Here is a 13,454-nt window from a genome sequence, read left to right as displayed (position 1 = left end):
TTGCACTCCGCCGGAGTTGTTGACAAGGTTTCATGAATGTCCAGTGCCAACGAACAGAAAAGTGACCCCGGGACCACGCCGACAACACGGCCACGCGCCGACTTCGCGGTAATCATCCCCGCCGCCGTGATCGCCCTGATCGTGGTGGTGTGGGGCTTGTTCTACACGGTCTCGTTCGAGAGCGCCGCGGGCAGGGCCTTCGACGTGGTGGTCCACACGGTGGGCTGGCTGTTCATCGTCGTGGCCACCACCGTCGTGGCCTACACCATCTACCTCGCGTTCTCCCGCTTCGGCGGCATCCGCCTGGGCGGCGATGACGAGAAGCCGCAGTACAGCACCCGGTCCTGGATCGCCATGATGTTCGCCGCCGGCATGGGCATCGGGCTCATGTTCTACGGCGTGTCCGAACCGCTCACCCACTTCCAGACCCCGCCCCCGGGCCAGGAGCAGCAGTACGACGTGGCCATGGCCACCACCGCCTTCCACTGGACCCTCCACCCGTGGTCCATGTACGCCGTGGTGGGGCTGGCGCTCGCGCTGGCCGCCTACCGTTTCAAGCGCGGCCACCTGATCTCGCAGGCGTTCGTCCCGCTCATCGGCGAGAAGCGGGCCAACGGATGGATTGGCAAGGTCCTGGACATCGCCACGGTCGTGGCCACCATCTTCGGCACCGCCGCCTCCCTGGGCCTCGGCGCGCTCCAGATCCGGGCCGGTCTCAACGAGACCGGCGCGGTCAGCGGCGGCGGCATCGCGCTCGTCGTGGGCGTCATCGTGGTGTTGGGCCTGGTGTTCCTCGCCTCGGCTGCCTCCGGCATCGGCAACGGCATCCGGATCCTGTCCAACATCAACCTGGTGTTGGCGATCTCGCTCGCCCTGTTCGTCGCGATCTTCTCCGGTGCGCTGTTCTTCATGCTCGACCTGGTCCCCACCACGGTCGGTGCGTACTTCTCCGACTTCTTCGACATGGCCTCCCGCACCGCGGTGAGCGAGAACGGCGAGGCGGCCGAGTGGCTGTCCGGCTGGACGGTCTTCTACTGGGCCTGGTGGATCTCCTGGTCGCCCTTCGTGGGCATGTTCCTCGCCCGGATCAGCCGGGGCCGCACGGTCCGCGAGTTCATCATCGGTGTGGTCCTGATCCCCAGCACCCTGTCGGTGCTGTGGTTCTCGATCTTCGGCGGGTTCGCCCTGTACCTCGAGGACGCCGGGCGGAGCGTCTTCGGTGACGGCGCTCTCGAACCCCAGCTGTTCAACCTGCTCCGCGAACTGCCCCTCGCGCCGGTGCTGATGGTGGTCGCCATGGTGCTCATCGCCGTCTTCTTCATCACCTCGGCCGACTCGGCGTCGATCGTCATGGGCGGAATGGCCCAGCACGGCGTCGAGGAGCCGTCCCGGTGGATCGTCATGCTGATGGGTACCTTCACGGCCGCGGTCGCGATCATCATGCTCGTGGCCGGCGACGGTGGCGGTGACGCGCTGTCGAGTCTGCAGAACATGACCATCATCGCGGCGTCGCCGTTCGTCCTGGTGCTGATAGCCCTGTGCGTGTCGATCCACAAGTCGCTCTCGCACGATCCGGCGGCCGAGAACGCCTGACGCGGGCCGGGGGACTCCCGGCACGGCTGCCGTGGACGCGACCACTACTCTGGGGCCCATGGCGAAGACAGTCCTGACCGCGGTCGCATGGCCGTACGCGAACGGCCCCCGGCACATCGGACACGTCTCGGGGTTCGGGGTGCCGTCGGACGTCTTCTCCCGGTACCAGCGGATGGCCGGCAATGACGTGCTGATGGTCTCGGGTACCGACGAGCACGGCACCCCGCTTCTCGTGCAGGCCGAGAAGGAGGGGGTGTCGGTCCAGTCCCTCGCCGACCGGTACAACCGGGTGATCGTCGACGACCTCGCCGGTCTGGGGCTGAGCTACGACCTGTTCACCCGCACCACCACCCGGAACCACTACTCGGTGGTCCAGGAGCTCTTCAAGGGACTGCACCGCAACGGGTACATGGTGGCCAAGACCACCACCGGGGCGGTGAGTCCCTCGACGGGCCGCACGCTGCCGGACCGGTACATCGAGGGCACCTGCCCGATCTGCGGTGACGACGGCGCCCGGGGCGACCAGTGCGACAACTGTGGCAACCAGCTCGACCCGGCCGACCTGAAGAACCCGGTCTCCAAGATCAACGGGGAGACCCCGAAGTTCATCGAGACCGAGCACTGGTTCCTCGACCTGCCCGCGCTCGCGGACTCGCTGGGGGACTGGCTCAAGGGCCGCGAGGACTGGCGGCCCAACGTCCTGAAGTTCTCGCTCAACCTGCTCGAGGACCTGCGCCCGCGCGCGATGAGCCGCGACATCGACTGGGGCATCCCGATCCCGGTAGAGGGATGGCAGGACCGGGGCGACAAGAAGCTCTACGTGTGGTTCGACGCGGTGGTGGGCTACCTGTCCGCCTCGATCGAGTGGGCGTGGCGTTCCGGCGAGCCCGAGGCGTGGCGGCGCTGGTGGACGGACCCGGACGCGGTCTCCCACTACTTCATGGGCAAGGACAACATCACCTTCCACTCGCAGATCTGGCCTGCGGAGCTCATCGGGTACGACGGCCGGGGAGCCCACGGCGGCGAGCCGGGCGCACTGGGCGCGCTCAACCTGCCGACCGAGGTGGTCTCGTCCGAATTCCTCACGATGTCCGGGTCCAAGTTCTCGTCCTCGCGGGGCGTGGTGATCTACGTCCGCGACTTCCTGGCCGAGTTCGGCCCGGACGCACTGCGGTACTTCATCTCGGTGGCCGGGCCGGAGAACCAGGACACCGACTTCACCTGGGACGAGTACGTGCGCCGCACCAACGCCGAGCTGGTGGGCGGCTGGGGGAACCTGGTCAACCGCACGGTGTCCATGGCACACAAGAACTTCGGTGAGATCCCGCGACCCGGCACCCTCACCGACCTGGACGCCGAGCTGCTGCGCGATGCCGAATCGGCCTTCGCCACCATCGGCGGGCATCTCGAGCGCTCCCGGTTCAAGGCGGGCGTGACCGAGGCCATGCGGGTCGTGGGCGCCGCCAACCGCTACATCGCGGCCACCGAGCCGTGGAAGCTGGCCAAGGAACCGGACCAGCGCGAGCGCTTGGGCACCGTGTTGCACACCGCGCTGCAGGTGGTCTCCGACGCCAACACCCTGCTCACCCCGTACATGCCGTCGGCCGCGCAGCAGATCCACGGCGCGATCGGCGGGCAGGGCGTGTGGGCCGCGTCGCCCCAGGTGCACGAGGTGACCGACGACATGCCGGTTGACCTGGTCGGGACGGGCCTACCCGAGGCGGGACGCAGCTACCCGGTGATCATGGGCGACTACGCCTCCGAGCAGGCCACGTGGGCGCGCACCGAGCTCACTCCCGGGACCCCGCTGGCCAAACCCAGCCCGCTGTTCGCCAAGGTCGACCCCGAACTCGCCGAGACCGGGCCCGAATGGGCGCCGATCCGGCGCGAGGACTGATCTCCCGATGGCCAAGCGCAAGCCCCGTCCGACCCCCGTCCTCCCCGAGCTGCTCCCCGGGCTGGTGGATGCCCACACCCACCTGTACTCCTGCGGCCACCGCACGGCGGACGAGGTTCGCGCCGCCGCCGACCGGGCCGCCCTGGCCGGGGTGGCGGCGATGGTGACCGTGGGCGACGACCTGGCCGAGTCGGAAGCCGTGGTGGCCGCCGCGGAGGCCGACGAGCGGGTGTACGCCGCCGTCGCGGTGCACCCCACGCGGGCACGGGAGCTCACCGACCCGGACAGTGGCCCCGCCGTCCGGGAACGGCTGCGCGAGCTCGCCGCGCACCCCCGGGTGGTAGCGGTGGGGGAGACCGGCCTCGACCACTACTGGGTGGGGAAGATGGACGGCTGCGCCGACCCGGCCGAGCAGGAGGAGTCACTGCGCTGGCACGCCGGGCTCGCCGCCGAGGTGGGCAAGTGTCTGATGATCCACAACCGGGAGGCCGACGACGACCTGATGCGGGTCCTCGGCGAGGTGGCCGGCCCGGACTCGGGCATCCCGTCCGTCATGCTGCACTGCTTCTCCTCGCCGCTCGAGGTGGCCCGGGAGGCGCTGGACCGCGGTTACGTGCTGTCGTTCACCGGGAACGTGACCTTCAAGGCCAACGACCACCTGCGCGAGGCCGCCCGCCTGGCCCCCGCGGGTCAGCTGCTCGTGGAGACCGACGCCCCCTACATGGCGCCCGAACCGTTCCGTGGAGCCCGCAACGAGCCGGGACTGGTGGGCTACACCGCCCGGGTCGTGGCCGAGGTCCGCGGTCAGTCGCCGGCAGAGTTCGTCGCCGAGGCCGCCGACACGGCCCGCGGTGTCTTCGGCCTGACCGTCTGAGATCACGGCCGGGAGCGAGTCCGCCTCCGCTGCCCGGCCCCGCTGCCCACCGCTGCATCCCGCCGTGTGGCGCGTGTGACTCATGCGCCTGCCGGGATTTATGTAACAAAACGTGATCTGTCCAACTCGTCGTCGTCGCACGTCAGGGGTGTCACATTGCCCCGGGGCGGGTGAGTCGTTACGCTCTTGTGATGAATCGCGGACGCCCGTATGGGCGAGCGCGGGCGATGCGAGGAGAGAACTGACCAGTGGTTGAAGCTTCACGGACCGACACCCCCACGGGCGCCAAGGGCGTACTCGCCCCGATCCACCGCATCCACAGGTCCCGCTCGACCATGCTGCGGGTGTCCGTGGCCGGGATGCTCGCCACCCTGGTCGTGGGCGGGGTCGCCGCGCTGGACCAGCGCACCGAATACACCCTCGAGGTCGACGGTTCGTCGGTCGAACTGGTCACCTTCACCTCCGACGTGCGCACGGCGCTCGAGGAGGCCGGTTACAGCGTGGACGAGCGCGATGTGGTGGTGGCCCCCGGCGGCCGGATCGACGACGGCGACACCGTGACCCTGCTCCGCGCCCGGCCCGTGACCCTGGAGGTGGACGGGCGTTCCGAGCAGGTGTGGACCACCGCCGCCACCGTCGCCGACCTGATCTCCGAGCGTGGCGACGTCCCGCCCCGCAGCTACATCACCCCCCGCATCGACGCCGAGGTCCCCCTCGACGGCGCGACCATCTCGGTGGTGACGCCCCGCGAGCTGCTGCTGTCCGACAACGGCGCCCCTGCCGCCCCGCTGGCCTCGCCCGGAGACACCGTGGGCGACTACCTCGAGCGCGCCGGCATCGCCCTCGGCCCCCTCGACACGGTCGAGCCCGCGGCCGACGCGCCCGCGACCCCCGGCACCGAGGTGACCATCACCCGCGTGGCCACGTCCGAGCAGACCGTGGTCGAGCCGTTCACCGCTCCCGAGCAGGCCACCGAGGACCCCGAGGCGACCGAGGGGGAGCGCACCGTGGTCGAGCCCGGCGCCCCCGGCGAGCGCGAGGTCCGGTACACCGTGACCCTGGTCAACGGCGTGGAGACCGAGCGCACGCGCGGCGAGGAGAAGGTGCTCACCGAGCCCCGCCCCGCGGTCGTCCGCGTGGGTACCAAACCCCGCCCCTCCGCCCCCGCGGTCTCCAACGGCGGCGTCTGGGACTCGATCGCCCAGTGCGAGTCCAACGGCAACTGGAGCATCAACACCGGCAACGGATACTCCGGCGGACTGCAGTTCGCCCCCAGCACGTGGACCGGACACGGTGGCGGCCAGTACGCACCCAGCGCCCACCTGGCCTCGCGTGAGCAGCAGATCGCGATCGCCGAGAAGGTCCGGGCCTCGCAGGGCTGGGGCGCCTGGCCCGCCTGCACCTCGAAGCTGGGCCTACGCTGACCGGTCCGGACGCGACCTTCCGCGGGCAGGCCGATCTCCTCGGCCCCCAGGAGGTGCGCGCGCTCGCCGAAGAACTGGACCTCAAGCCCACCAAATCCAAGGGGCAGAACTTCGTCCACGACGCCAACACGGTCCGCCGGATCGTCACCGTCTCCGGGGTGGGGCCCGGCGACACCGTCGTGGAGGTGGGCCCGGGGCTGGGCTCCCTGACCCTGCCGCTGCTCGACGCCGCGGGTCGGGTGGTGGCGATCGAGATCGATCCCGTCCTGGCCGGGCGGCTGCCCCGGACCGTCGCCGAGCGCGCGCCCGAGCTCGCGGGGAACCTCACCGTGGTGACCGCCGACGCGCTCGACGTGCGCGGGGCTGACCTGCAGGGTGCCGATCCTCAGGGCGCCGATCCTCACGGTGCCGATCCTCACCGCGCCGACCTCGGCGAGACCGGGCCGACCGCACTCGTGGCCAACCTGCCCTACAACGTCTCCGTCCCGGTCCTGCTGCACCTGCTCGCCGAGGTGCCCACGCTGCGGACGGCGCTGGTGATGGTGCAACTCGAGGTGGCCGACCGCTTGGCCGCACCCCCGGGATCCCGTGTCTACGGCGTGCCGAGCGTCAAGGCCGGGTTCTTCGGCACCGTCAGGCGCACCGGGACCGTGGGGCGCAACGTCTTCTGGCCGGTGCCCAACGTCGAGTCGGGTCTGGTGCGGATCGACGCGTACGAGACCCCGCCGTGGGACCTGGGCGAGGCGCACCGCAAGCGGGTGTTCGCGGTGGCCGACGCCGCCTTCGCCCAACGGCGCAAGACCCTGCGCGCGGCGCTGTCCGGGTGGGCGGGATCCGCCGCGGAGGCAGAGTTCGCGCTCGTCGAGGCGGGTGTGGACCCCAAGACGCGTGGGGAGCAGCTCACCACCGCCGACTACGTGCGCATCGCGGAGGCGGCGCGGCGGCTCGGGATAGGGCCGGCGCACCGCGAGCCGTAGGCTGGTCGGCGTGCCCCGTGACGTCTCCACCCCCGCCGGCGCGCGCGCCGTGACGGCCGTCGCCCCCGCCAAGATCAACCTCCACCTGGGAGTCGGCGATCTGCGCGCGGACGGTTTCCACGACCTGCTCACCGTGTACCGGGCCGTGGACCTGTGGGAACAGGTCACCGTTGCGCTGGTCGACGACGACGATCCCGACGTGGTGGTCGTCTCCGGGCCGGGGGCCGCTCAGGTGCCCACGGACCGGACCAATCTCGCGGCGAAGGCGGTCGATCTGCTCCGCGGCGAGGCCGGGTCCGGGGCCCGCCTGGCGATCCGGATCGTCAAGGGGGTCCCCGTGGCCGGTGGGATGGCGGGCGGGAGCGCGGACGCCGCCGCCGCGCTGGTGGCCACCGATCGACTGCTGGGCCTCGGCCTGGGCCGGGCGGCGCTCGAGGAGCGGGCCGCGCGACTGGGCAGCGACGTGCCGTTCTGCATCCGCGGTGGCACGGCCCTCGGCACCGGTCGGGGTGAGACTCTCGCACCGCTGCTGCACGCCCGCGCCGAGCAGCACGTGGTGGTGGCCATCGCCGACGGCGGGCTGTCCACCCCGGTGGTCTTCGCCGAACTCGACCGCCTACGCGCCGAACGTTCCGAGACCGGCCGCGACCTGCCCCGCAGCGGCGGCGTGGAGGCACTGGTCGAGGCGCTGGCCGGCCAGGACCCGGCGCGCGTGGCCGGGCTGCTCGCCAACGACCTGGAGCCCGCCGCGCTCTCGCTGATGCCCGCTCTCCGCAAGACCCTGCGGGCCGGCGCCGAGGCCGGTGCGCTGCACGGCATGGTCTCCGGCTCCGGTCCCACCTGCCTGTTCTTCTGCGCCGACCGCGAGCAGGCGATCGCGGTGGCCGCGGAGGTGAGCGAGACCGGCGTCGCGCGCGAGGTCCGACTCACGCACGGCCCGGTCGGCGGAGCCCACGTCATCGACAACCCGCAGCAGACCCCGCAAAAGACGCCGTAGAAGACCCCGCAACACACCCTGTAATAGACACCGCAACAGACACCGGAGCAGTAATGGCCCCCACCAACCTCATCAACCTCGAGCAGGGGTCGGTGTCCTTCGGGATCCGACAGGTGCTCGACGACGTCTCCCTGGGCGTCAACGCCGGCGACCGCATCGGCGTGGTCGGCCTCAACGGGGGTGGCAAGACCACGCTGCTCGAGATCCTCACCGGGGTGGCCGAGCCGGACACCGGACGCGTCTCGCGGGTGAGCGGCCTACGACTGGCCGTGGTCACCCAGCGCACCGAGCTGGCCGCCGACACCGTGGGCGAGTCCGTGCTGGGCGGCCTCGGCGTGGCCACCCACGAATGGGCGGGCGATTCGCGGATCCGCGCGGTGCTCGACGGCATCGGCATCCACGACCTGGGCTTGGACACCCCGGTGGACGATCTGTCCGGCGGCGAGCGGCGGCGGGTCTCCCTGGCCGCGGCCCTGGTCCAGGACTTAGACCTGCTGGTCCTCGACGAGCCGACCAACCACCTCGACGTCGAGGGGGTCCAGTGGCTCGCGGATCACCTCCGCTCCCGGTCGTCTGCGCTCATCGTCGTCACCCACGACCGGTGGTTCCTCGACACCGTCGCCACCCACACCTGGGAGGTGGTCGACGGCCGCGTCGAGCAGTTCGAGGGCGGGTACAACGACTGGGTGTTCGCGCGCGCCGAGCGGGACCGGCAGAGCGCCGCCAGCGAGTCGCGCCGGCAGAACCTCATGCGCAAGGAGCTGGCCTGGCTGCGTCGCGGCGCACCGGCTCGGACGTCCAAGCCGAGATACCGTATCGAGGCCGCGGAGTCGCTGATCAAGGACGTGCCGCCGCCCCGCGACTCGCTACGCCTGTCGAGCTTCGCGGCCCGGCGTCTGGGCAAGGTCGTGATCGAGCTCGAGGACGCGCGTTTAGACGCCCCCGACGGCCGCACCCTGGTGGAGGATCTCACCTGGCGTCTCGCCCCCGGCGAGCGGTTGGGTCTGGTGGGCGTCAACGGCTCCGGCAAGACCACCCTGCTGCGTGCGCTGGCCGGTGAGGCCCCGCTCGGGTCGGGCCGCCGCAAGGAGGGCAAGACGGTGAAGATCGGCTGGCTGCGGCAGGAGCTCGACGACCTGCCGCTGAACCAGCGGGTGCTCGAGGCGATCGAGGACGTGGCCGCGCGCGTGGCGTTCGGCGACATCGAGCTCAGCGCCTCGCAGCTGGCCGAGCGGCTGGGCTTCACACCGGCCCGGCAACGCACCCCGGTCGGCGACCTCTCCGGCGGCGAGCGGCGGCGCCTGCAGCTCACGCGGGTGCTCATGGCCGAGCCCAACGTGCTGCTCCTCGACGAGCCCACCAACGACTTGGACATCGACACCCTCCGCCAGCTCGAGGACCTGCTCGACGGCTGGCCCGGCACGATGGTCGTGATCTCCCACGACCGCTACCTCGTCGAGCGCATCTGCGACTCGGTGTGGGCGCTGTTCGGTGACGGCGGGCTCACCAACCTGCCGCGGGGCATCGATGAGTACCTCGAGCGCCGCAAGAAGGCCGGGGCGGCGGGCGACTCGGGCAAGGTGTTGCGCGAGGCTGCCACGTCGGTCGGCTCGGCCTCGGGGTCCTCTGCGTCGGGCGGCGCAACCGGCTCAGGCGGGGGCTCCGGCTTGAGCTCGGTGGACGAGCGGGCGCTGCGCAAGGAGATGTCCAAGATCGAGCGCCAGATGGTCAAACTCGATCAGCGGGAGGCCACCCTCCACGACGCACTCACCGCCGCCGCGGGTGAGGCCGTGGACACGGAGAAGCTCGCCTCTCTGGACCGCGATCTCAAAGACGTCGGTGCCGAGAAGGAGCAGCTCGAGGAGCGCTGGATGGAGCTGGGCGAGCGCGTCGAGGGCTGACCCGCCCCGCCGGCGCGGCGCCTCCGCGCCTGCGCCCAGTGATCAGCCCCGCGCCGCCTCCGTCCATACGTCCTCTCGCCCCGGCCTTGCACCCCTCGGGCTCTCGCCCCCGTCCCATCCGTCCGCCCCCTCCGCTGGTCGCACCCACCGTGCCGCGGGTCGTAGCTTCCGTGCCAGATCTGGCGAGATTCCACGGTGAGTGCGACCAGTAGCTGGGCTGTTTCCGGGGCCGTCGGTGCATTCCGGTCGCCGCCGTCGTGGCGGGCTGTGGATGATCGTCCACCTCATCCACAGTCGGGCTAGTCCAAGCGCTAGTCTCGCCTCGGTAGACAGATGATCGTTGGGTGACAGCACCTGAACCCGGCGAGCCTTTCCTCGGTAGCGCTGCGCTCGCATCTGGCCGAGTTTCCGAGCACAGACTCCGTACCGCGCACCACCGGGTGTTCCCAGATGTCTATGTGAGCGCCCCGATGCCTCTCGTTCCAACTATCCTCGTGCGTGCCGCGGCTCTCTGGGCACCACCAGGGTCAGTGGTGTGCGGGATGGCCGCGGCCCATCTACACGGTGAGCGCTGGTACGCCCCGGAGTCGATCACTCGACAGGTCGAGATATATGCGCCCGGGACTCCGCATGCTCCCGTCGGCGTGCGGCTACGCCGACTACGAAGCCCCCTACCCGCGGGTCAACTCACCACCCGGCACGGCGTGCAGATGACGGCCGTGTCCCGCACGGCAATCGACGTGGCACGGTGGGATGACGACGACGAGCGCGCAATTGCGAAGGTCGACGCACTGTGCAATCGGACCGGGACCGACGTGTCTGAAGTGAGCGAGTTGGCGCTACAGCTGAGCGGTGTGCGCGGGCTCCCCAGAGTGCGGGGCCTGCTTAGCCACTGCGATAGGCGGGCGGACTCCCCACCGGAGACCAGGCTGAGACTGCTGCTCTGGCGATCCGATCTACCCGATCCGGAGGCGCAGGTGACGATCTACAGCGAGCACGGGGTGATCGTCACGACCGCCGACTTCGGCTATTCGCGAGAGAAGGTGGCGATCTTCTATGACGGCAGAGTCCACAGCAGCCGTTCTACGTGGGAGAGAGACTCCCGCATCAACGCCGAACTCGCAGAACTGGGCTGGCAGGTGGTGCGGATAACCGCTCAGATGTTGCGCAACCCGTCGGCGGTCGTGCGACAGATCAGAGCGGCTCTCGTTCGAGGGCGTTGTGCACCGTGAGTGGCCGCCTCCGCCAGGCAGCCGGGGCCCGTGGTCGCAACCACCGTGGTGAATTGGCCCTTCTGGCACGGTAGTCGCGACTTGCGGCACGGAGAGTGCGACCACTGGGCGGTGCGGCTGGGGGTCTGCGCGGTGCTGCGACCACTGGGCGGTGCGGCTGGGGGCCTGAGAGGGGGCGGACGGGCGCGGTGGCGGGGTCAAGAACGCGTGGATTGGAGTCAGGAGGGGGCGAGGAGTGCGTCGTGCATAGCGGCGAGTAGGGCGTGGGGATCGGTGAGGTCCGGGAGGACAGCATGGGCACCGGCGGCGTGGAGCTCGTCAGCGGGGACCCGGCCGGTGGCCACGGCCACACAGCGGACCCCCGCGTCGAGTGCGCCACGGACGTCGTGGACATGGTCACCGATCACCACCGCACCGGTGGCGGCCACGTCGAGCCCGCGGCCGCGGGCCCTGTCGACAGCCCCACGGACGAGGTCGGCGCGGTCGGTGTGATGATCGCCGAACGCCCCCAGCCCCGGATCCGGCAGGCCGTCGAACCCGCAGAGTCGCAGCTTGAGCAGGGCGGTGCGACGCATGTTGCCGGTGACGATCCCCTGATGCAGCCCCTCGACCGAGGCGAGCGCTGTCACCGCCTCGTGCGCTCCCGGAAGCGCTCCGCCTCCGGCGTCGAGGAGGTTCTGCCCGTGGGCCTCGCACCGCTCGGCGACCGCGTCCATCAGGCGGGTGATGTCCTCGTCGTCGGGCCGGGTTATCCCGTTTCTCTCGAGCAGGTCGGTGAGGATCGCCCGGTCGGTCCGCCCGGCGAATGACGCTCCCATGACGGGGTCGCGGCCCAGCATCTCGCTGAGTGCGGGAGCGATCATCCGCGAGCCGAACCCGGCGGGGTCGAGCAGCGTGAGGTCGAGGTCCCACAGGACCAGTGCGGTTCCGCTCACCCGGCCCGCGCTCACCCGGCTCGCGCTCCCACTAGCGGCGCGAGCCAGGCGGTGAGGAACTCGCGCAGGTCGGCGTCGGACCGGGAGTCGGGGTCGTCGAGACACAGCACCGACCAGCCCACGTGCACTCCGATGTCGGCGAGGAACTCGACGCGGCCGGACAGTTCGGGGAATCGGTCGACGGCGGGCGCGAGCAGGCCCACGCAGTACGCGAGGGCGCGTTCGGCGGCACCGGGATCGAAGACCGGGTTGCCGCTGCCGGACAGCGTGAGGACACGCAGCATCGGGTCGCCCAGGATGCGGTGGCGGGCCTGGACGATGATCTCCACCAACAGTTCCAGCGGGGTGGCGGCCGACTCGAGTAAGTCCGTGAAGGCACCGTTCAGCGTGGTCAACCGGTCGGAGACGGCCTGGGAGACCAGGTCCTCGCGGGTGCCGAAGATCGAGTACACCGTCTGCCGGCTCACCCCGGCCCGCTTGGCCACGGCCGCGATGTTCACCCCGTCGAAGCCGACCTCCCCGATCACCGATCGGGTGGCTTCCAGGATGGCGTCTCGGGACCTCACGCACGCCATTGTCGCGCGAGCCGGGTGCCGGCTGCACCCGGATCGGCCCGGGTGGGTGCGCCCGGGGCCGTAGGATCGCGACCATGAGCGGCAAGAAGGACGACAAGAAGGCCACCCCGAAGGGCGGCAAGAGCAAGTCCTCGGGAAGCGGCGGCAAGAGCGGGTCCAAGAAGAAGGACGTGCTCCCCAGCGGCCTGGAGAAACTGCCCAAGAAGGCCTACGAGGCCGAACTCGAGCGGTTGCAGGCCGAGCTCGTGGAGATGCAGGCCTGGCTCAAGGAGACCGGCAACCGGCTGGTGGTGGTGTTCGAGGGCCGGGACGCCGCCGGCAAGGGCTCGGCGATCAAACGCATGACCCAGTACCTCAACCCCCGGCACGCCCGTGTGGTCGCGCTGCCCGCGCCGAACGAGGTGCACAAGACCCAGTGGTACTTCCAGCGCTACATCGAGCACCTGCCCGCGGCCGGGGAGATCGTGATCTTCGACCGCTCCTGGTACAACCGGGCCGGCGTGGAGCGCGTGATGGGCTTCTGCACCACCGACGAGTACCGCCGCTTCCTGCACCAGGCGCCGATCTTCGAGCGCCTGCTGGTGGAGGACGGGATCATGTTGCGCAAGTACTGGTTCTCCGTCTCCGACGAGGAGCAGGAGCGCCGCTTCCGGGACCGCCATTCCGATCCCATGCGTCGATGGAAGCTCTCGCCGATGGACCTGGAGTCCATCAATCGGTGGGAGGCGTACAGCCGGGCCAAGGATGAGATGTTCATCCACACCGACATCCCCGAGGCGCCCTGGTACACGGTCGAGTCGGAGGACAAGAAGCGATCGCGGATCAACGTGATCTCGCACCTGCTCTCCACCGTGCCGTGGGAGAAGTTGGAGCCGCCGTCGTTCGACATCCCGGAGCGGCCCGAGGGCGCCAGCTACGAGCGGCCGCCGCGCGAGGAGTTCAAGTACGTGCCGGACGTGGCGTCGGAGCTGCTCTGACGAGAGGTGGGGCGCGGCCCGATTGCGGGGGCGGTCTAGGTAGGAATTCCTAGTATCCGGGCGACGGTGTCA

The 13,454-nt window shown here is 70.5% G+C and carries 11 protein-coding genes; 9 read left to right on the top strand and 2 right to left on the bottom strand.

Annotation, left to right across the window (positions count from 1 at the left end):
• Positions 1-36: 36 nt before the first annotated feature.
• From A6048_RS11860 to A6048_RS11825, 8 genes are all read left to right on the top strand, one after another.
• A complete protein-coding gene (locus A6048_RS11860) occupies positions 37-1,593 on the top strand; it encodes a BCCT family transporter (protein WP_107746493.1) in 1,557 nt (518 codons plus the stop codon).
• 58 nt (positions 1,594-1,651) lie between these two features.
• Positions 1,652-3,490, top strand: coding sequence for a methionine--tRNA ligase (gene metG, locus A6048_RS11855; protein WP_107746494.1), 1,839 nt, complete (start codon positions 1,652-1,654; stop codon positions 3,488-3,490).
• Between the two features lie 7 nt (positions 3,491-3,497).
• Positions 3,498-4,364 (top strand): TatD family hydrolase, encoded by an 867-nt coding sequence (locus A6048_RS11850; RefSeq protein WP_107746495.1) that lies wholly within the window; start codon positions 3,498-3,500, stop codon positions 4,362-4,364.
• 248 nt (positions 4,365-4,612) lie between these two features.
• The gene (locus A6048_RS18810) at positions 4,613-5,788 is read left to right on the top strand and encodes a resuscitation-promoting factor (RefSeq protein ID WP_107746496.1); all 1,176 of its coding nucleotides are present in this window, start codon (positions 4,613-4,615) and stop codon (positions 5,786-5,788) included.
• Positions 5,785-6,765 (top strand): 16S rRNA (adenine(1518)-N(6)/adenine(1519)-N(6))-dimethyltransferase RsmA, encoded by a 981-nt coding sequence (rsmA, locus tag A6048_RS11840; RefSeq protein WP_107746497.1) that lies wholly within the window; start codon positions 5,785-5,787, stop codon positions 6,763-6,765. Before A6048_RS18810 ends, rsmA begins: the two co-directional genes overlap by 4 nt.
• Positions 6,766-6,775: 10 nt before the next feature.
• Positions 6,776-7,762, top strand: coding sequence for a 4-(cytidine 5'-diphospho)-2-C-methyl-D-erythritol kinase (locus A6048_RS11835; RefSeq protein ID WP_107746498.1), 987 nt, complete (start codon positions 6,776-6,778; stop codon positions 7,760-7,762).
• A gap of 53 nt (positions 7,763-7,815) precedes the next feature.
• The gene (locus A6048_RS11830; protein WP_107746499.1) at positions 7,816-9,663 is read left to right on the top strand and encodes an ABC-F family ATP-binding cassette domain-containing protein; all 1,848 of its coding nucleotides are present in this window, start codon (positions 7,816-7,818) and stop codon (positions 9,661-9,663) included.
• A gap of 719 nt (positions 9,664-10,382) precedes the next feature.
• Positions 10,383-10,895, top strand: coding sequence for an endonuclease domain-containing protein (locus A6048_RS11825; RefSeq protein ID WP_159110297.1), 513 nt, complete (start codon positions 10,383-10,385; stop codon positions 10,893-10,895).
• A 218-nt stretch (positions 10,896-11,113) separates the two neighbouring features.
• Here the strand turns inward: A6048_RS11825 and A6048_RS11820 are convergent, their stop codons facing one another.
• Positions 11,114-11,830: an HAD family hydrolase gene (locus A6048_RS11820; RefSeq protein ID WP_235027473.1), complete on the bottom strand. Its 717-nt coding sequence runs from the start codon at positions 11,828-11,830 to the stop codon at positions 11,114-11,116.
• A gap of 11 nt (positions 11,831-11,841) precedes the next feature.
• The gene (locus tag A6048_RS11815; RefSeq protein WP_107746671.1) at positions 11,842-12,396 is read right to left on the bottom strand and encodes a TetR/AcrR family transcriptional regulator; all 555 of its coding nucleotides are present in this window, start codon (positions 12,394-12,396) and stop codon (positions 11,842-11,844) included.
• A gap of 83 nt (positions 12,397-12,479) precedes the next feature.
• Between A6048_RS11815 and ppk2 the strand changes: the two genes are divergently transcribed.
• A complete protein-coding gene (ppk2, locus tag A6048_RS11810; RefSeq protein ID WP_235027474.1) occupies positions 12,480-13,382 on the top strand; it encodes a polyphosphate kinase 2 in 903 nt (300 codons plus the stop codon).
• The last annotated feature ends 72 nt before the right edge of the window (positions 13,383-13,454 follow it).

Origin of the sequence: Dietzia psychralcaliphila (assembly GCF_003096095.1) — a bacterium.
GTDB classification, from domain to species: Bacteria; Actinomycetota; Actinomycetes; order Mycobacteriales; family Mycobacteriaceae; genus Dietzia; species Dietzia psychralcaliphila.
The sequence above is the reverse complement of the archived record's forward strand: the minus strand, read 5'-3'. Positions and strand labels throughout refer to the sequence as shown.